This window comes from Litorilituus lipolyticus (genome assembly GCF_006439335.1).
Taxonomy (GTDB): Bacteria; Pseudomonadota; Gammaproteobacteria; order Enterobacterales; family Alteromonadaceae; genus Colwellia; species Colwellia lipolytica.
On record NZ_SAWY01000001.1, the window covers coordinates 228,877 to 247,862 of the forward strand.

At 38.1% G+C, this 18,986-nt stretch carries 16 protein-coding genes and 3 tRNA genes; 2 read left to right on the forward strand and 17 right to left on the reverse strand.

The window, feature by feature from the left end; genetic code table 11:
• Nucleotides 1-81 precede the first annotated feature (81 nt).
• From EPA86_RS01050 to EPA86_RS01060, 3 genes are all read right to left on the reverse strand, one after another.
• Nucleotides 82-1,122: an ABC transporter permease gene (locus EPA86_RS01050; protein ID WP_140601008.1), complete on the reverse strand. Its 1,041-nt coding sequence runs from the start codon at nucleotides 1,120-1,122 to the stop codon at nucleotides 82-84.
• A 17-nt stretch (nucleotides 1,123-1,139) separates the two neighbouring features.
• On the reverse strand, nucleotides 1,140-2,021 hold the full coding sequence (locus EPA86_RS01055) for an ABC transporter ATP-binding protein (protein WP_140601010.1): 882 nt from the start codon (nucleotides 2,019-2,021) through the stop codon (nucleotides 1,140-1,142).
• Nucleotides 2,022-2,090: 69 nt separating this feature from the next.
• Nucleotides 2,091-4,346 carry a tRNA(Met) cytidine acetyltransferase TmcA domain-containing protein gene (locus tag EPA86_RS01060; RefSeq protein WP_140601012.1) on the reverse strand — a complete coding sequence of 752 codons (2,256 nt, stop codon included), beginning with the start codon at nucleotides 4,344-4,346 and terminating at the stop codon, nucleotides 2,091-2,093.
• A 202-nt stretch (nucleotides 4,347-4,548) separates the two neighbouring features.
• On the opposite strand from EPA86_RS01060, the gene EPA86_RS01065 reads away from it, so the two are divergent.
• Together EPA86_RS01065 and pdxH are read left to right on the forward strand one after the other, a co-directional pair.
• Complete coding sequence (locus tag EPA86_RS01065; RefSeq protein ID WP_140601014.1) at nucleotides 4,549-4,761, forward strand: PA3496 family putative envelope integrity protein; 213 nt, start codon at nucleotides 4,549-4,551, stop codon at nucleotides 4,759-4,761.
• 187 nt (nucleotides 4,762-4,948) lie between these two features.
• A complete protein-coding gene (gene pdxH, locus EPA86_RS01070) occupies nucleotides 4,949-5,602 on the forward strand; it encodes a pyridoxamine 5'-phosphate oxidase (protein WP_140601016.1) in 654 nt (217 codons plus the stop codon).
• 95 nt (nucleotides 5,603-5,697) lie between these two features.
• On the opposite strand, the gene EPA86_RS01075 is transcribed toward pdxH, so the two are convergent.
• The 14 genes from EPA86_RS01075 to EPA86_RS01140 all read right to left on the reverse strand — a co-directional run bounded on the left by EPA86_RS01075 (nucleotide 5,698) and on the right by EPA86_RS01140 (nucleotide 18,985).
• On the reverse strand, nucleotides 5,698-6,543 hold the full coding sequence (locus tag EPA86_RS01075; protein WP_140601018.1) for a M48 family metallopeptidase: 846 nt from the start codon (nucleotides 6,541-6,543) through the stop codon (nucleotides 5,698-5,700).
• A gap of 151 nt (nucleotides 6,544-6,694) precedes the next feature.
• Nucleotides 6,695-7,828 (reverse strand): sodium ion-translocating decarboxylase subunit beta, encoded by a 1,134-nt coding sequence (locus EPA86_RS01080; protein ID WP_140601020.1) that lies wholly within the window; start codon nucleotides 7,826-7,828, stop codon nucleotides 6,695-6,697.
• A 9-nt stretch (nucleotides 7,829-7,837) separates the two neighbouring features.
• Nucleotides 7,838-9,622, reverse strand: a complete 1,785-nt coding sequence (oadA, locus tag EPA86_RS01085) for a sodium-extruding oxaloacetate decarboxylase subunit alpha (RefSeq protein WP_140601021.1) — start codon at nucleotides 9,620-9,622, stop codon at nucleotides 7,838-7,840.
• 21 nt (nucleotides 9,623-9,643) lie between these two features.
• Nucleotides 9,644-9,919 carry an OadG family protein gene (locus tag EPA86_RS01090; RefSeq protein WP_140601023.1) on the reverse strand — a complete coding sequence of 92 codons (276 nt, stop codon included), beginning with the start codon at nucleotides 9,917-9,919 and terminating at the stop codon, nucleotides 9,644-9,646.
• A gap of 714 nt (nucleotides 9,920-10,633) precedes the next feature.
• Nucleotides 10,634-10,710, reverse strand: a tRNA-Arg gene (locus EPA86_RS01095).
• Between the two features lie 75 nt (nucleotides 10,711-10,785).
• Nucleotides 10,786-10,862, reverse strand: a tRNA-Arg gene (locus EPA86_RS01100).
• A 4-nt stretch (nucleotides 10,863-10,866) separates the two neighbouring features.
• Nucleotides 10,867-10,958 (reverse strand) — tRNA-Ser (locus EPA86_RS01105).
• A 200-nt stretch (nucleotides 10,959-11,158) separates the two neighbouring features.
• Nucleotides 11,159-11,356, reverse strand: a complete 198-nt coding sequence (gene csrA, locus EPA86_RS01110) for a carbon storage regulator CsrA (RefSeq protein ID WP_140601025.1) — start codon at nucleotides 11,354-11,356, stop codon at nucleotides 11,159-11,161.
• A gap of 409 nt (nucleotides 11,357-11,765) precedes the next feature.
• The gene (gene alaS, locus EPA86_RS01115; protein WP_140601027.1) at nucleotides 11,766-14,396 is read right to left on the reverse strand and encodes an alanine--tRNA ligase; all 2,631 of its coding nucleotides are present in this window, start codon (nucleotides 14,394-14,396) and stop codon (nucleotides 11,766-11,768) included.
• A gap of 80 nt (nucleotides 14,397-14,476) precedes the next feature.
• On the reverse strand, nucleotides 14,477-14,926 hold the full coding sequence (gene recX / locus EPA86_RS01120; protein WP_140601029.1) for a recombination regulator RecX: 450 nt from the start codon (nucleotides 14,924-14,926) through the stop codon (nucleotides 14,477-14,479).
• Between the two features lie 20 nt (nucleotides 14,927-14,946).
• On the reverse strand, nucleotides 14,947-16,008 hold the full coding sequence (gene dinB, locus EPA86_RS01125; protein ID WP_140601031.1) for a DNA polymerase IV: 1,062 nt from the start codon (nucleotides 16,006-16,008) through the stop codon (nucleotides 14,947-14,949).
• 79 nt (nucleotides 16,009-16,087) lie between these two features.
• A complete protein-coding gene (gene hemH / locus EPA86_RS01130; protein WP_140601033.1) occupies nucleotides 16,088-17,128 on the reverse strand; it encodes a ferrochelatase in 1,041 nt (346 codons plus the stop codon).
• 73 nt (nucleotides 17,129-17,201) lie between these two features.
• On the reverse strand, nucleotides 17,202-18,479 hold the full coding sequence (gene ccmI, locus EPA86_RS01135; RefSeq protein WP_140601035.1) for a c-type cytochrome biogenesis protein CcmI: 1,278 nt from the start codon (nucleotides 18,477-18,479) through the stop codon (nucleotides 17,202-17,204).
• A gap of 20 nt (nucleotides 18,480-18,499) precedes the next feature.
• Nucleotides 18,500-18,985 carry a cytochrome c-type biogenesis protein gene (locus EPA86_RS01140; RefSeq protein ID WP_246058187.1) on the reverse strand — a complete coding sequence of 162 codons (486 nt, stop codon included), beginning with the start codon at nucleotides 18,983-18,985 and terminating at the stop codon, nucleotides 18,500-18,502.
• Between the last annotated feature and the right edge of the window lies 1 nt (nucleotide 18,986).

Consider the following 18,986-nt stretch of genomic DNA (forward strand, 5'->3'; position numbering starts at 1 on the left):
GAGATTCTCAATATTGCTCTATCATGCAAAATACTTGCACCGAGTCTATTTTATTTTCAAGGGAAAGTCGATTTATGCAAATCAACGTTCAGTGTTCCAACTAAACAAATACGCACCTAATCCCAAAAAGATAGTGCTCATTAATAGCATCACATTAATATGATAACTGACATCTGCTAAAGTTGCGCCTTCTGTTATTATCATGCGTGCACCTGCCACCATATGAGTTAATGGTAAAAATTGCGCAAGTAATTGCAGTGCTTCTGGGGCACCCTCTAAGCTAAACCAAACCCCTGATAGTAACATCATAGGCCATGAAGTTAAGTTTAATAAGCCGCCAATAAGCTCTTCACTTTTGCTTCGACTTGCGACCAAAAGCCCTAAGCTAATAAGACAAAATGCGCCTAGAGCTCCAACAATAATTAAGTCTAAATAGTGACCTAACATATAAAAATCAAAGAAAAAGTTACAGCCTGTATAAACAACTGCTGACATAAACATCACAATAAAAAGTCGTGATATTAGTTGTGCTGAAACGAATTCAAAAGCTGATAAAGGAGTCGCTTTCAATCGTTTCAAAACTGAATTTTTGCGATAACGAACAATGACATACCCCACGCCAAACAAGCAGCTAAACATCATATTCATACCCAGTACACCGGGTAAGACCCAATCAACATAACGAATGCTTTTGCCTGACAGCTGTTTGCGTTCAAAATCATTAGCTTGTGCTAAAAATATTTTTTCGACTAAATAACTCTTTGAAGAAAGCTCATTGACCCAATAAGCTTTTGACGAGTAATCAATTATTAAATCAAGGGCATGGCGGTTTAACTTTCCTTTCGCATCGTCAAGCGCATTGTAGTTAACAAAGTCTATAAACCTTGTCGATAAAAAGCCTTCAGCATTAGTCAGTTGTGTAGCTTGTGCCTTTTTTGTTTGGGTAAGTTCAGCTCCAATGACCCCCACTTTATAGGCCGAACGTCCATCACCTGAAAATATCATTGACATGCCAAACAGCAATAACACAGGAAAAAACAAGTTCCAGCCAAGAGATGATTTATCTCGAAAAAACTCTATATTTCTCGCTTTAAATACGGCAAAAAAACGATGAAAGTTCATATTAATTCCTTAATAGCTTATGCTTGCAATGAATGGCCAGTTAACTTTAAAAATAAATCATCTAAGTTAGCCGATTTAACATGTAACCCATCTAAAGCAACTTTGTGATGCATTAATAGCGCGAGTGTTTTCTCTACATTTGCTGTGGTTATTTCAACGCGATCACTCATAACCTTCCAACCTTGCTCATGAGCAAGTGCCGTCTCTACTTGAGCTTTGGGTAAATAAATAAATATTTCTTGAAAGTGTTTGCTCAAAAGTTGATGCGGGGTACCTGATTCAATGATTTTTCCCTTATCCATAATAACAATATCATCACACAACTGTTCGGCCTCATCCATGTAATGGGTAGTTAACACTATAGTTTTATTCTGCGCTTTAATATTCTTTATTAACTGCCAAAAATTTCGTCTAGCATGTGGATCTAACCCCGTTGTGGGTTCATCTAAAAAGACAATATTAGGATCATTAATTAAAGCGAGTGCTAATAATAAGCGTTGTCGTTGTCCCCCCGATAAGAGTCGATTATCGCGATTAAGGAAGTCAGATAAATCGCAAAGCTCTATCAGCTGTTCTTGCTTCAACGTTTTCGTGTAAAACGAAGAAAACAAGGACAGCGTTTCTTTTACAGTAAGAAAGTCTTGTAAGGCTGTGTGTTGAAATTGGATACCTATTTGTTGAGAGATATTACTGTCTACGGCTTGCCCCTGATAGTGAACTTGTCCTGATGTCGCTGGAATAATACCTTCCATAATCTCAATGGTAGTCGTTTTACCCGCCCCATTAGGGCCTAATAAACCAAAGCAATGGCCTTGCGGTACATCAAAACTAACATTATCAACAGCACGAACATCTTTGTAGTGCTTGCTAAGCCCTTGCACACAAATTGCTGCATTCATTTTATTTTCCTTACATTTAAAAGACGATATTGAGAACTCACAGAGCTCTATCTTCCATCACGGTTAAAGTCAGTGTTGATAATACTTACGGACATAATTGATTATCACTTGATTGAGTGCTTTTTTGCCCGGTAAGCTATACTGTTCACACACCTTAGCAATCGTGTTTTTTTGTATTATGCGTGATATTAATATGGACGAATTTGCAGTATCTAAATCTTTATCACTCTGTAAAAAGTGTACAAGCCAAAGATAAAGGCTATAAGCACAATGACTATATAACACTTCTTCTTTAACAAATGCTGTTATTTTTTTCTTATCAAGCTTGCTTAACACAGGTAAATCAGTTGCCTTACAATGTCTAAGTAGTAACAGAGTTAAATCCCTCGATAATCCCTTAAACTCATCGAGTAGCAAATGTCTGAAATTATTTGCAAAGTCTAACGCTAAAACTTGCTGAGCCCTTTTGGCATTTTCTGAGAACGGTTGTAACACTAAAGCAGAGTGTTCACCACTAGCCTTATCTTTATTAAAACCAAGTCTAACGGCTTTAAACCCTTGCTTAAACCAGTAGGAAAGTAACTCATTACTGGCAGCAAAACTCGATCCAATAAAGTCAGCTTGGCTATTTTTTGCATACTGGCATAGCTGTGTCATAAAAAAAGAGCCAAGTCCCATGTGCTGTATTTCAGGGTGAATAGCAATACGCATTACCCTTAAATAGCGATAATTGAAAGCATCCTCCATCGCACAAGAGGTTAACAGCGCTTGAGGTAGAAATTGACTCCTCAAGCGTCTTTTTGATTGCTGTACGTCTAGTACATCATCATTACTTAGCTCACCATCTAGTAAGCCACCTTCACTTAATAATAAGCTAACGCCAAGCAGGTGGGATACATTGTCTATCTTTACACTTAAAGTAAACAATCTAACTTTAGGATTTTCTAGCAGCATTTTCACATCACTAGGTTTAGTTTGATAATGTGCTGAGACAAGAATGGCAAAAATCTGTGCTAGTTGCTTTTCATTGTGGTAAAGCTTTTGTATATCAACTTGTTCAAAAAGAAGCTGCTCGTCAAGAAATTGTTCTTGTTGTAACTTACATAAACTAACTATTTTTTCATTTAATGTTGGCAAATTAGCATTCAATAAACCTACATCAAACACGAGCTGCTCTAGGGGATCATTTTCAGCCCAGCGTATCGGTTTCTCAAGGTGTAACGCGTGCCAATTAGGCGTTAACTGATGCAATATCTTAGTAAATTTTAAGGTAAAACCTCGTCCTGCACCTTCATAGCCATGTACCGTGCTGGCAAAAACAGCTCGATGGTATTTTTCTAATAATGCTTGCAGTACATAAACCGGTATACCCGCGGCTTCATCTACCAGCAACAAGCTCAGCTCATGCTGGTTTTGTATTAAATCATCAATGGCAATAAAATCGACTCTGCCGTTGAGTTCAATCAATTGTGGTAACCGCTCAGTCAACTGTTGAAAAAAAACTGATAACGCTTGCTTATCAGGGGCAGTTACGCCAATACGTAATACTTCCTTATTCGCTTTATGGTTAGCCAACATTTGAACACAAGCAATGGCAAGCGCCGTTGACTTACCTCGGCCTCTATCGGCAGTTAATACTAACGGGCGTTTTCTATGACCTGAGAGTACTTTGCTGATAGCTTTTACCGCAACAAATTGCTGTTCGTTAGCACAACCTAAATCGGTGGAGTTATTTGCTAAACTTGGGGAAGTAACTAACCCTTCATCAAGCTCTTTGTGGGGTTTTATTACTTCACTGCTTGTTTGAATTGTCTTTTCACCAAGACCACTTTCACCCTGTTGTTCAGTACCATCTTGCTTAATGTCGTTTTTCTCAATATCGTTTTTCTCAATACCGTTTTGCTCAATGATGATATGTTGCTTATTTTTTGAAAGATGAGTTAAAAACCGCTGGGTAAACCCTTGCTCCTTCAGTTCAATAGCGCGAGGGATAAACACAAAACAAATCCCGCCTGCTTTTAATGTCCCTGACAATGCCGCAAAAGCGTCAAAATTAAATTGGCTATCACTAAAGAAAATGCTATGGCTTTCACGCCCTAAAAAATCCCTAAAACGTTTATAAGGTACATTTGCTGTTAATAGCGAACTATCACCATAAATAAAACTGTTAGCATCATCGAGTAACTGTTGTGTTATTGGCGTTGCAGTTAAAAGAGAATATGCCCACTGCTCTTCCCCCTTGAGTAACACTATGCGTCTATGTGTAGACACCCAAGGTTGATTGACAAATTCAGCTATCCAAGTAGAAAATTGCTGTGTATTCATAAACAAAGGCAAGAAACAGAAAGAAAAGGGTTAAATCAAGTTTATCAAGCTCTTCAGTTTAAACCAATATCGAACGTTGTTTAATCAACGAAAAAAAGTAACAAAAAAATAATTGAAAATAACCTTGTATTTGCCTATGTTGATACATATCTATCTTAATTATTTTTTATTAGAACTTGTTTAAAATGATGAGGCATAAACAATGGTAAATGATATTGATGATGACTTCCCTGAAGAGCTAAATAGTAATGATGAATCTTTAGAGAATACTGATACCAATATAGAAAGCAGTACATTAGCGAATAAAAAAGCACAGGAGCAAGCACAAAAGAACTTGTTAGCTCGAAAAAGAATTGATGAATTAATGGAGAAAAAGCGTTTAAAAGATTTGCTTGATGATAGCGAAGATTGGTAACCCAATATTCTCCTGAACATTCCTAATGCACTACAAGTGAATTAGCCCATAAGCTAATCCCCTTGTAGTGTTTATTACCCTTTATTATCTCACTTTCCAATAAACTATTAAGCTAACCTTGCATTCATTGTGTTTAGGCCTAAAATAGCCCTCTACTTAAAGAGATAGGCTATTACGACCTTACCATATGACTTTATTTGAAAAATTACGCTGTTTATTCACTTTCGGCCAAGGTGTAGCCCTCCCTTTGCCTGACATTACCAATGAAAGCTCACCTTTTGCTTTATTCCAACAATGGTTTGATGATGCAAATAAATCAGGTATTCTATTGCCTGAGTCAATGTCGGTTAGTACTTGCTCACAATCAGGCCAACCAAGCTCTCGTATGGTATTACTGAAGTCATTCGACGAGAGCGGCTTTGTTTTTTACACTAATTACTCCAGCCGAAAAAGCCATGAAATGGCCGAGAATGATAACGTCGCATTGTTATTTCACTGGAATGTATTGCAACGACAAATTCGCATTGAAGGTACTGTTGAAAAAGTTTCGGCACAAGAGTCTGCTGATTACTTTCACAGCAGAGATAGAGGAAGCCAAGTTGGTGCATGGGCGTCTAAGCAGAGCCAGAAGCTCGCATATGATAATGAACTTAAAGATCGTATGAAGCATTACTCAGAAAAGTTTTCAGAAGGTGAAGTACCTCACCCTGAATTTTGGGGTGGTTGGCGAGTTAAGCCACACTTTATAGAGTTTTGGCAAGGTAGAGCAAACAGGTTACACGATAGAGTTTGTTTTGAAAATGTAAAGGGTAATTGGCAACAACATAAGCTGCACCCTTAAATTAAAGTCATATATAAATGAAAAGGAGTTATACGCGCTTTACGCCACTAACTCCTTTGATCTTGCGAATGCTTCCCTTGCAACTCTCCTTCAAGTTATTTCTTCGCTTTATTCTTAGCAACTGGCGGTTTAGGAATAACTTCAGGCTTCTTACATTGAGGTCTATTGTCTTTATTGTACAGCGTCATTGACTGAGCTAAATGTTGATTTAGCTGCTTAATCCTCGTTTGATTTGAAGGGTGAGTTGACATAAATTCTGGTGGCGCAGCACCATTATTCAACTTATCCATATTTTGCCATAACTTGACACTTGCCTTAGGGTCAAACCCTGATTTAGCCATCAAATCTTGACCGACTATATCTGCTTCACTTTCATGAGAGCGGCTATAAGGCATAATCACACCATATTGTAAGCCAACACCTAAACCTGCCATCCATAAACCTTTATTATCCACATCACTGGCACCTATAGCGACTGCAGCAACTGCAACGCCAATATTAGATAGTTTATTCGCTGACAATCGTTCATTAGAATGGTGCTCAATGACATGACCTACTTCATGACCAATGATTGCTGCTAATTGATCTTGTGTTTCCGTCACATTCAAAATACCGGTATATACACCAATTTTACCACCTGGCAACGCGAAAGCGTTCACTTGTTCAGAATCAAATACAACGACTTCCCACTCGCCTTGGTGAGCAGACTTTGGCACATTGATTGTTATGGCATCGGCAACACATTGCACAAAGTTTACGGTTGGCTTGTCTGTGCTGATAGGAATTTGTTTTTTCATATCATCAAAAGATGCTGCTCCCATTTTGCTCAGCTCTTGTTCAGAAAAAAGCATGACTTGCTTTCGTCCCGTGGTCGATGTACTGCAAGAAGATAGTGTTGAAATAAGCAGGATACACGTCACTGCAGAAATGATTGATTTCATATTAAGTCCGTTAATAAAAGGCATAGTAATATTTTAAGTAGTTACTAAAAAAATTACTATGCCATATCAGCCTAAAAACACATTTTAGGCAAAAAAAAAAGCAGTAGACTTACTCTACTGCTTTCATCATATCCTTTATGGTCAGTTGCGATTAGCCACCGACAAGTGCTAACAAAATACCTGCGGCAACGGCTGAGCCTAATACCCCAGCAACATTTGGCCCCATAGCATGCATCAACAGGAAGTTATGCGGATTAGCTTCAAGGCCCACTTTATTTGCAACGCGAGCTGCCATAGGCACCGCTGAAACGCCTGCTGCACCAATAAGCGGGTTAATTGGCTCTTTTGATACTTTATTCATTACTTTTGCCATTAGAACGCCTGAAGCCGTACCAATAGAGAAAGCAACAGCACCTAAACCTAGGATACCTAAGGTTTCAACATTCAAAAATGCTTCAGCGCTCAATTTGGAACCGACACCTAAACCTAAAAAGATCGTCGTTATATTAATTAGCTCATTTTGTGCCGTAGAGCTTAAACGATCTACAACACCCGCTTCACGCATTAAGTTACCTAAACAGAACATACCTACTAACGGCGTTGCAGCTGGCAAGAAGAAAATAGTCGCTAATAAAACGCCAAGCGGGAAAATTATTTTCTCTATTTTTGTTACGTGACGTAATTGCGCCATTTCAATCTTACGTTCGTCTTCCGTAGTAAAGGCTTTCATAATTGGTGGCTGAATGATCGGAACCAATGCCATATATGAATATGCAGCTACCGCTATAGCACCTAATAATTCAGGCGCTAATTTTGATGCCAAAAAGATAGCGGTAGGACCATCAGCACCACCAATAATGGCAATAGCAGACGCATCTTTTAATGTGAACTCAATACCTGGCATCGCATTTAACGCGATAGCACCGAATAAAGTCGCAAAGATACCAAATTGCGCTGCAGCACCTAAAAGCAAAGTTTTAGGGTTGGCAATTAGCGCGCCAAAATCGGTCATGGCACCAACACCCATAAAGATAATTAACGGGAAAATACCCGTATCTATCCCAGCATAATAAATGTAATGCAGTAAACCACCTACCTCTGAAAAGCCAGCAACAGGAATATTGGTTAATATGGCACCAAAGCCCATAGGTAGTAATAATAAGGGCTCGAAGTTTCTGGCAATGGCCAAATACAATAAGCCACAACCAACTAGCATCATGACAACTTGACCTGTTTCAAAGTTAGCAAGGCCAGTTGACATCCAAAGTGTGTATAAAGACTCCATGCTTATCTCCTAAGAAAAGCTAAGCAAAGCATCACCAACAGCAACAGAGTCACCTTCTTTGGTATATAACGATACTATCTCACCAGCAGTAGCTGCACGTACTTCGGTTTCCATCTTCATCGCTTCCATAATGATAACAACATCACCTGCTTCTACATGGTCTCCTTCGCTCACCAATACCTTAAAGATATTACCGGCTAACGGTGCATTTAACGTTTCTTCTGCAGAAATAGAAGCAGATTGTTTAATCGCCTCATCTCCAAAAGGTACGCTGATTGAATCAATAGAGCCGCCTGGTGCAACCACCACATCATAGACCTTACCATCAACACTTACGGCATAGCTTTCTGGCGCAGTTGATGAAGGAACGGCTGCTTCTTGTGCTGTAGGAGCTTGTAAAACTTGTTTGGTTGGTACAGGTTCAAAGGCATCAGGGTTGTTTCTGTTCTCTAAAAACTTCAAACCAATTTGAGGGAATAATGCATAAGTTAATACGTCATCAATAACCTCTTCAGCTAGATCAATACCCTTTTCATTGGCTAAAGACTGTAATTCATCAGAAAGCTTGTCAACTTCTGGATCGAGAAGATCAGCAGGTCGACAGGTAATCACTTCTTTACCATCTAGCACTCTAGCTTGCAATTCCGTATCAACTGGCGCAGCTGTTGAACCGTATTCGCCTTTTAAAACACCTGATGTTTCTTTAGTGATTGATTGATAGCGCTCGCCAGTTAAAACATTTAGTACCGCTTGAGTACCAACAATTTGTGATGTTGGCGTCACAAGTGGAATATAACCAAGATCTTTTCTTACTTTAGGGATCTCTGTTAATACTTCATCAAACTTATCAGAAGCACCCTGCTCTTTCAGTTGATTTTCCATGTTTGTTAGCATACCACCAGGTACTTGCGCCATTAAAATACGTGCATCAACACCTTTTAAGCTGCCTTCGAATTGAGCATACTTTTCTCTAATATCACGAAAATAAGCCGCAACTTCCGCCATTTTTTCAACGTTCAAGCCAGTATCTCTTTCTGAACCTTCAACGATTGAAGCGATTGTCTCTGTTGGTGAATGTCCATAGGTCATACTCATTGAAGAGATAGCTGTATCAATAACATCCACTTCGCTATCGATTGCCTTCATTTGTGTAGCAATACTTAAACCAGTTGTTGCATGACAGTGTAAAGCAATGGGTAGTGATACGGTTTCTTTCAATTTACCAATTAACTCTTGCGCATCATATGGCTTCAATAATCCTGACATATCTTTGATACATAAGGAATGCGCGCCCATATCTTCTAGCTGTTTAGCCATGGTTAACCAGCCTTCAAGCGTATGAACAGGGCTTTCAGTATAACTTAAGGTACCTTGAGCATGTGCGCCTACTTTTACTGCGGCTTTAATAGATGTTTGTAAGTTTCTCACATCATTCATTGCATCAAAGATTCTGAAAACATCAATACCGTTAATATGAGCACGTTCTACAAACTTCTCTACAACATCATCGGCATAATGACGATAACCTAAAATGTTTTGCCCACGAAACAACATTTGCTGTTTAGTATTTGGCATGGCCTCTTTTAAAGTACGAATACGATGCCATGGGTCTTCACCTAAATAACGAATACAAGAGTCAAATGTTGCTCCCCCCCAAGATTCAATAGACCAATAGCCCACTTCATCAAGTGTCTTAGCAATTGGCAACATATCTTCTAGACGAAGTCTTGTTGCTAAAAGTGATTGATGTCCATCTCTTAAGACAACTTCAGTAATACCTAATGGCTTGCTCATGACGATACCTTTTGTATATTTTTATGATTTTGATTGAGAATGCTTGCGTTGATAGCTACTTACTGCACTAGTAATCGCGGCAACCACAGCTGGAGAGACTTCTCCGCTGACGGCTTTGCTTGTTTTCTTGCTTGCTCTTGGCTTGCTTTCTACGACAGCATCAGGGAACTTAACTGATAACTTGGCCAGAACAGTATTTATAAAAATGATTAATAAACTTAAAAAAGCGAAAACAAATACCATGCCTGCTAGCATTAATGTTCCTGCTTCAATAAATTGTTGTTGCATGTTGTCCATTTTTTAATCTCTAACAATTCTCTTATAATTAGAATAATCACTCCAATCACTAAAAAGCAAATGCTTTTCGCCAGTTTCATAAAAATATTTTTTCGTCAACCCCTAAATAGAGGGAATATTCACTTATTCACAATAAATATGCAGTCGTTTTAGCATATTTTAATATTGTATATAATATCTAAGTCCGTAATATTGAGGTCTTGGCAAAAAAAACAAGAGATGTTATACAATATCCTCTCTTGCACTTTTTATTCACACAAGTTGCATACAATTGCATTCCCCTTTGCTAAAAGCTAACTAAATAATAGGCAATTAAAACAAAAAACCATCAATTAACCACCCTCTACAGCAGTTAGCTTCGTTGATGTTGAGGCATTTAGATATGCAAAGTTTTAAACGTTAAATTACTTCAGGAGATGTAAAATTTCGCTGTGTTTATAACTTTTTAAGCGCGTGAATTTAGCATCACACTATCAATTGGATTAATTATATTAAATAACAAGCCTGAGAGGATTGTGGCAAAATAAATAATTTAATACTAAAGTTTTCATTTCCTACATCGTTATAACTTATTCAGAGCACTGTAATTTCGTTGTATCTGAAGCATGATAAAAAAAACATAAATGCCACATGAAATATGAATTGTTTGACTTGAAAGAAATTTAGGCAAAAAAAAACCTAGCCGAAGCTAGGTTTTTCTCTCTCTATGAGATGTGGCGGACGCGGCAGGAGTCGAACCTGCGACCGCCTGGTTCGTAGCCAGGTACTCTATCCAGCTGAGCTACGCGTCCGCGGTATGAAAACTTCTTTATTCAGCCTTAACATTAGCTGATTTACCATTGATTGCCACATTTATAAGATAAAAGTGGCGGACGCGGCAGGAGTCGAACCTGCGACCGCCTGGTTCGTAGCCAGGTACTCTATCCAGCTGAGCTACGCGTCCGCAATGGCGGAGAGGGAGGGATTCGAACCCTCGATCCGGGATAAACCAGATACTCCCTTAGCAGGGGAGCGCCTTCGGCCACTCGGCCACCTCTCCAGTGGGTGCGAATATTAATGGATCTTAAAAATAAGTCAAACAATTTTTCGCATTTATTTCTTAATTTGAACTGTTTGCTGACAATTCACGCAATAATGCTGTTTTTTAACCAATTCAAGGCCTAAATACTTTTCAAATGAAATTCCCTCATAAAAAAAGCACCACTATGTGGTGCTTTTTTTATTAGGGGATATACACTTTTAAAGTTTATTTCCCGATACCTCTGTATCGCCTTTTTCAGCTTGTATACGCATATAAATTTCTTCACGGTGCACTGAAACCTCTTTTGGCGCATTAACACCTATTCTTACCTGATTTCCTTTAACGCCTAAAACAGTTACGGTAACATCGTCACCTATCATTAAAGTTTCACCTACGCGTCGTGTTAATATAAGCATTACATCTTCCTTTTCAAAAAATGAGAATCACTAAAAATATATATAAGCTAGTAATATATTTGGATTAGTTTACTTTTTTCAGTTTACTATTAAGTAATAGACAACTTTTTAAAAAAAGTCATTATTCATTTTTAAACTCATTTCCAATGCAGTATAAAAATGAAAGAGCATAATTTATAACAAAATAAATTGCCATAAATTAATTAGTATGATCATATCAATAATCACTTACCTTTGAATAGTTTTATAGCCCTATTTTTACTCAAAATCTGTTATTTATTGTCCTAGGTTAGTAATCTTTTGTATACGTTTACATTTTGCTAACATTCGATACTATGTAGTAATTATCGTTTGTATTAAGGCATAAAAAAGGAGCTTTCGCTCCTCATTTATTCAAGTAAAAAATAGCCTAACTAAGCTTTTCTACCAGCCAAGGTTTTACTGACTCTAAAGCAGACGTGATATTCTCAGGTTGACTCCCCCCCGCTTGTGCCATATCTGGACGCCCGCCACCTTTACCACCCACTTGCTGAGCTACATGGTTGACCAACTCACCCGCTTTAACTTTATTGGTTAAATCTTTAGTAACACCAGCAATCAAACCAACTTTCGGACCATTAGCTGTTGCTAACATGATAATACCTGATTGCATTTTATTTTTAAGTTCATCTACCATGCCACGAAGTGCTTTGCTTTCAACACCATCTAAATCAGCAATAAGTACTTTAATACCGTTGATATCTATAGCTTGATTCACAAGATCAGAGCCCGCTTGAGCAGCCAGCTCTTGCTTTAATTGACTTATTTCTTTTTCAAGTAACTTGGAGCGACTAATAAGTTGTTCAACCTTTGCATCAACGTTACTTGCGTCAGCTTTAACTAAGGCAGCAACGTTATTTAATTTATTTGCCTGCTGATTAATGTAATCTAATGCTGATGTTGCTGTAACCGCTTCAATACGACGAACTCCCGCGGCAATACCAGACTCAGACACTATCTTTAATAAGCCAATATCACCCGTTCTATTAACGTGTACACCACCACAAAGCTCGATAGAGAAGTCACCTAAAGTTACAACACGCACTTCGTCATCATATTTTTCACCAAAAAGTGCCATTGCACCTCTTTCTTTGGCTTCTTCAATATACATAGATTCAGTTTGCTTTTCATGGTTACGACGAATCTCATCATTAACCATTTTTTCTACTTGCTGTAATTCCTCAGTAGTGACCCCTTCAAAGTGAGAGAAATCAAAACGTAGTTTCTCTGCATCACATAAAGAACCTTTTTGAGTAACATGCTCACCTAAAACTTTTCTCAGTGTTGCATGCAATAAATGTGTTGCTGTATGGTTTTTAACAATCGCAGCTCTACGCTCAATATCAATTTCAGCTTTTACGCGACGATTCACACCCATAGTCGTTCGTGCTACACCACAATGAGCAAATGCATTACCCAGTTTTATAGTATCTTCAACTTCAAATACACCGCCATCAAGGTGTAATAAGCCAGTATCACCAACTTGACCACCCGATTCAGCATAAAATGGCGTTCTATCTAAGATAACAATTCCTTGCTCACCTGGTAGAAGCTCATTCACTGAGGTTTGTTGTTGACTGTTAAATAGCTCTACTACAGTCGCAGAGTATGAATCATTGTCATAGCCCTTAAAGCCTGTTTTATGATCAGACTTTAATTGTTGATTGTAATCAGTACCAAATTGGCTTGCTTGCTGAGCACGTTCACGCTGTAAGCCCATGGCTACATCGAAACCATTTTGATCTATTTTTAAGTGACGTTCACGAGCAATATCTGCCGTTAAATCAGCAGGGAAACCATATGTATCATATAACTTAAATACATCTTCACCAGAAATAGTATCACTTTCTAAATTAGCTAAAATATCTTCGAGTAACATCATGCCGCGATCTAACGTACGGCCAAATTGCTCTTCTTCAATACGTAATAGTTTTTCAATAATGGCTTGCTGTTGAGCTAACTCAGGGTATGCTTCGCCCATTTGCTCGATAAGAGATGCAACCAGTTTATGGAAAAAGTGTCCTTTAGCTTCAAGTTTATGACCATGACGTATCGCACGACGAATAATACGGCGCAATACATAGCCACGTCCCTCATTTGACGGCACAACACCATCAACAATTAAGAAACAACATGAACGAATATGATCACTGATAACTCTTAATGACTTGTGCTCTAGGTCAGTACAGTCTAATAGATTGGCCGTATCTTTAATAAGTGCTTGGAATAAGTCGATTTCGTAATTACTATGAACATTTTGCATAATGGCAGAAATACGCTCTAAGCCCATACCTGTATCGATTGACGGATTAGGCAACGGCTCCATATCACCATTGGCTTGGCGATTAAACTGCATGAAAACAATATTCCAAATTTCAATAAATCGATCACCGTCTTCATCAGGAGACCCCGGAGGCCCACCAAAAATTTCTTCACCGTGATCATAAAATATTTCTGAACAAGGACCACAAGGACCAGTATCACCCATTGACCAGAAGTTATCTGACTCATACTTTTTATCAGGCGACTTATCACCAATACGGATGATTTTTTCTACAGGTACACCAATCTCATTTTTCCAAAATGAAAAAGCTTCTTCATCACTTTCATAAACAGTGACTAAAAGTTTTTCTTTAGGTAGACCTAAAACTTCTGTTAAGAATGTCCATGCATAGGTAATAGCGTCTTCTTTAAAATAATCACCAAAGCTAAAGTTACCTAACATTTCAAAAAAGGTGTGGTGACGAGCTGTATAACCAACATTTTCTAGATCATTATGCTTACCACCAGCTCGAACACAACGTTGTGCAGAAGTGGCACGAGTATAACTACGTTTTTCTGCCCCCAAAAATACATCTTTAAATGGCACCATTCCGGCGTTTGTGAATAATAACGTCGCATCATTTCCTGGAACAAGAGAGCTACTCTTAACAATTTGATGCTGTTTGGTGGCAAAAAAATCTAAAAATGCCTGGCGTACTTCGGCGGTGCTTTTAATCATGGGATTCTCAATTATTCATTCAATTAAAACTGGGTAGCACTTTTATTCATTAGACTACCTCTACATCATGCTTCGCTCACTTACTCATAAGCGTAGTTGGCGTTCACTACCGTTAAAATTTCCTCGGTGGAAAATCCACGGTATTGTAAAAATCGTATTCTTTTGGCTTTATCTTTTTGATCGAAAATGGTCTTTATACCAAAACGCTTATTATACGCAAGCTCAGCTTGAAGATACCAATCAATTTCACAGTTTTTATGCAATTGATGAATAATTGTTGAACAAACTCCCTTTTGTTTAAGTTCATTAGCAATATATTGCCAGCCATAGCCTCTATTTGAACGATAACGACACACGGTTTCAGCAAACCGATCGTCTGACAAATAGTTTTTTTTTAATAATTGAGCGATGGCTGCATCAATATCACTTTGTTGATATTCTCTTTGCTTTAATTTTTGCTGAATTTCCAGCTCTGAGTATTCTCGCCTTGCGAGTAACCCAACAGCACATTGTAAGGCAGTACTTTTCAATGTTTATTCCAGTGTTAATATTAAAAGTTTGGCAAGGTAAGTTGCAAGTCACTATCTGATTCTTGCGAAAAACCTAACGTTAAGCCAACCAGCCTTATACCACGGTTATTAGACCTCGCTAACGCCTTTGGCAATAACTGCTTGAAAACAGTTTTCTGGCAACTATGACTTTGTTGTTCAACCGTTGTTTGGTTAAAGTCATTAAATTTTAACTTGATCCCTTGGCGAACAATATGACGATTAGTGTGCTTATCTAATCTTGCTAAAAGCTTCTCATAAAGTGATTCAATCACCTCAATACATTCATCTTCTGAGATAATATCCTCAGGTAACGTAGTTTCAATAGCCAATGACTTTCTTTGCCTACAGACTTCTAATGCTCGATGATCAACACCGTGCGCTTTTAAAAATAACGTATGGGCAAACTTTCCAACAATAGGCTGTAAGCTTTTTACTTCACTACCTCTGATATCTTTACAGGTTCTAAAGCCATGACGTTGAAGTTTTTCAAATGTTTTCGGCCCGATACCGGGGATTTTTTTTAAAGAAAGTTCTTCAACAAATTCTGAGACTTTATTTGGTGTGATTACAAACTGGCCGTTGGGCTTATTTTCATCACTGGCAATTTTCGCCAAAAATTTATTAGGTGCAACACCAGCCGATGCCGTTAAATTCAATTCTTGAAATATATCTTGTCGTATTTGCTGAGCAATTAAGGTTGCACTCCCCTGAAATTTTGTTGTATCTGTCACATCAAGAAAGGCTTCATCAAGGGATAATGGCTCAATTAACTGTGTGTAACGTGAGAAAATTTCTCTAATATGCTCAGACGTTTCTTTATAGACATCCATTCGACCATGAACAATTTTAAGCTCAGGACAAAGTTGTTTAGCTTTAATTGCTGACATGGCAGAGCGTACACCGAATTGACGTGCTTGATAATTACACGTGCAAAGCACACTTCGAGGACCATCTCCACCAACAGCGAGGGGAATATTGCGGTACTCTGGGAAATCACGCATTTCTACCGCTGCGTAAAAACAGTCCATATCAATATGAATTATCTTACGAAGTTGAGCCATGTTGAAGTATCCCACACCAATTAACTGTATATAAAAACAGTATACCTAATTGTAGGAGTAAGGCAAATACAGTTAATGACTATTTTTTAATACTATATAAACTTGGTTTAATTACATCTGCAAGGGCATTAACATGATCATCTCTATCATTTAAAGCGGTAATATAGTGATACTGCTCACCACCAGCTTCGATAAAGATCTCTCTATTTTCATGAACCAACTCCTCTAATGTTTCTAAACAGTCCGCACTAAAAGCAGGACTTAAAATAGCAATATGTTTATTTCCTTGTGCTGGCAACTCAGATAACGTTTCATCAGTATATGGCTGCAACCATGGCGCTTTACCAAAACGAGATTGAAATGTTGACATGATATTATTTTCTAACAGAGTCGTTTTTTGCATCAGCTCTGCTAAAAGCAATGATGTTGTTTCAATACACATGTCATAATATGGATCGCCCCACTCTCTAAAAGCTTCTGGCATACCATGATATGAAAGTACAAGCTTATCGGGAACGCCATGTTCATTAATGTGTTCTATAACGCTGTTAGCGAGTGCTGAGATATAACCTTTATGAGTATGGTAGCCACTTAAAAAGTGTAAGGTAGGCACCCAGCGCCATTGTTTGATTTCCTGACTAAGAGCATCAAACGTTGAACCTGTGGTCGGTGAGGCATATTGAGGGTAAAGCGGTAAAATGACTAAATGACTTATACCTTGTTGTTGAAATGAACGTAAAGCACTAGAAATGCTTGGATTGCCATAGCGCATAGCAAGTTCTACCACAACATTATCGCCATACTCGTTGGTTAATATTTGTTGTATTTTTTTCTGCTGTTTTTGACTTATCGTAATAAGAGGAGCGCCTTCGTCTTGCCAAATACTTTCATATAACTTTGCTGACTTTGCCGGCCTAATACGCAAAATAATGCCGTGAAGGATACATAGCCAAATAAGCCTTGGGATTTCTACAACTCTTGGATCAGATAAAAACTCTCTTAAATACACTCGTAGTGCTTTGGCTGTAGGAGCATCAGGAGAGCCTAAATTAGTGAGTAAAACTCCAACCTTATTGTTTTCAGGGCTTGTCTTTGCACTAGCAGAAAATCTAGATTTCATGAATCATTCCATTAGAAAGAAAAGGCGACAAAAAGCCGCCTTAATATTTATTCTTAACAACTAAGCAATATCGCTATTCTACAAGTTTATCGACTTGTAAATTAAGAGTGTCTTCGTTATTCACATCAATATTTAATATTTCGCCTTTGAAATCTCCTGGCTTAATACCTGCGCCACCTTGATTCGAGACCACGGCATAAATATGAACTCGCTCAACACTACTTAAATTACTTTCTGGTGTCATCGCTTGTTGATTATTCAAAACAACCACTTTAGGTAAGTCACTCGCCATAATTTTTACCGCTGCTAACGGCATACGCCTACCATCAGTTGGTATTGCATAAACAAAAACAACTTTATCATCACCATTAGCTAATGTTTGAGCAATGTTTGCAGAAAGTTCAACATTAATCGATAGCTTAGGGCCTGCCACTTCTGCCTGAACCGACGAAGGCATACCCGCTCGCTTGTTCGCTTCAGCTATCGCTTCTTGCAATGCCGCAATATTAACCCCAGGTTTATTCGAATCAATAACCAGCTGCCAATGCTTAATAGCTTGTTGGTAATTGGTTTCAATGAAATTATGCATACCTAGTAAAATATTAGTAGAAGGATCTTGTGGATCTAACGCTAACGCTTTATCAATATACTGCTGAACCTGCTCATCAATTTGCTGATTATTACGATAATAACTTGCCTGGGCTTTAACACCGACAAGGTCTGCATGCTCCCCCTCCAGTTTGATAACTTCATCAACAGCAGCAATAGCAGCATCAAAATCAGCAACACTAATATAAGCTTGACCAAGGTTATACCATGCTTCACTATCTTTAGGTTCTTTTTCAAGATGCTGTTGCAACTCTTTTATATAAGCAATGGCTTGTTCGTGACGTTGCATTTGTGCTTCTTCAGAAGACATCGCTTGATGTTGGCTATCTTGCGGTGGCATTTGGGTTAACTTATCGAAAATACCTTGCTTTTGATAAACTCCAAAAGCAAAAATCAGCATAAATAAGCTTAAACCGACAGGCCAAAATATAGACATCAACTTTTCACGGCTTTGTAACTCAGCAGCGTCAGTACCACTTTGATTGCTTTCAATATCTTGCAGCAAGGTGTTATCAAGTTCGGCTAATAAGTATTGATAGTTTTCTTCATCAATACCACCGTCAGCATAATCTTGTTCAATTTCTTTCTTATGTTCGTGGTACAAGTCAATATTAGTTTGTTCACGAAGGCTCATGTCAACAACATCTGCTGACGAGTTATTACTATATTGTTTAAAAAACGGACGCCATATAATACCTAATAACAAAATCAAGCAGGCAAGGCTAATCAGTAAAAATTCCATAATACTATCTTCTTAATACTCTATTTATCTTTTAATAGCTGCTTGAGTTTATCTTGCTGCTCTGAGGTTAGTGCCAATTCTTCTTTTTTGGCTGGCTTTCGTCTCACAATTAAAACGACGATTACAAGACCTAATAACACTAGAATTGCAGGGCCAAACCATAAAACATACGTTAATTCTGATACCTTGGGACGATAAAGAACAAACTCACCATACCTATTAACCATAAAATCAACAATTTCACTATCAGCTTTGCCTTGTTGCAATAATTCATACAATTCACGGCGTAAATCTGCCGCAATAGGAGAATTAGAATCAGCTAAGTTTTGGTTCTGACATTTTGGACAACGTAATTCTTTACTTAATGCTTGAAAGCGAATTTTCGTTACTTCATCTTTAAACTCATAAGTATCTACAGGACTTGCATTAACATCATTTAATGAACTTGCAAGGGAAACAGCAGCCACTATAGCCACGTTAATCATAATACGCATTAAAGAACTCATC

Coding starts and splice junctions, on each gene's coding strand:
- EPA86_RS01050 (WP_140601008.1), bottom strand. CDS start 1,122: ATGAACTTTCATCGTTTTTTTGCCGTATTTAAAGCGAGAAATATAGAG.
- EPA86_RS01055 (WP_140601010.1), bottom strand. CDS start 2,021: ATGAATGCAGCAATTTGTGTGCAAGGGCTTAGCAAGCACTACAAAGAT.
- EPA86_RS01060 (WP_140601012.1), bottom strand. CDS start 4,346: ATGAATACACAGCAATTTTCTACTTGGATAGCTGAATTTGTCAATCAA.
- EPA86_RS01065 (WP_140601014.1), top strand. CDS start 4,549: ATGGTAAATGATATTGATGATGACTTCCCTGAAGAGCTAAATAGTAAT.
- pdxH (WP_140601016.1), top strand. CDS start 4,949: ATGACTTTATTTGAAAAATTACGCTGTTTATTCACTTTCGGCCAAGGT.
- EPA86_RS01075 (WP_140601018.1), bottom strand. CDS start 6,543: ATGAAATCAATCATTTCTGCAGTGACGTGTATCCTGCTTATTTCAACA.
- EPA86_RS01080 (WP_140601020.1), bottom strand. CDS start 7,828: ATGGAGTCTTTATACACACTTTGGATGTCAACTGGCCTTGCTAACTTT.
- oadA (WP_140601021.1), bottom strand. CDS start 9,622: ATGAGCAAGCCATTAGGTATTACTGAAGTTGTCTTAAGAGATGGACAT.
- EPA86_RS01090 (WP_140601023.1), bottom strand. CDS start 9,919: ATGGACAACATGCAACAACAATTTATTGAAGCAGGAACATTAATGCTA.
- csrA (WP_140601025.1), bottom strand. CDS start 11,356: ATGCTTATATTAACACGACGCGTAGGTGAAACTTTAATGATAGGTGAC.
- alaS (WP_140601027.1), bottom strand. CDS start 14,396: ATGATTAAAAGCACCGCCGAAGTACGCCAGGCATTTTTAGATTTTTTT.
- dinB (WP_140601031.1), bottom strand. CDS start 16,008: ATGGCTCAACTTCGTAAGATAATTCATATTGATATGGACTGTTTTTAC.
- hemH (WP_140601033.1), bottom strand. CDS start 17,128: ATGAAATCTAGATTTTCTGCTAGTGCAAAGACAAGCCCTGAAAACAAT.
- ccmI (WP_140601035.1), bottom strand. CDS start 18,479: ATGGAATTTTTACTGATTAGCCTTGCCTGCTTGATTTTGTTATTAGGT.
- EPA86_RS01140 (WP_246058187.1), bottom strand. CDS start 18,985: ATGAGTTCTTTAATGCGTATTATGATTAACGTGGCTATAGTGGCTGCT.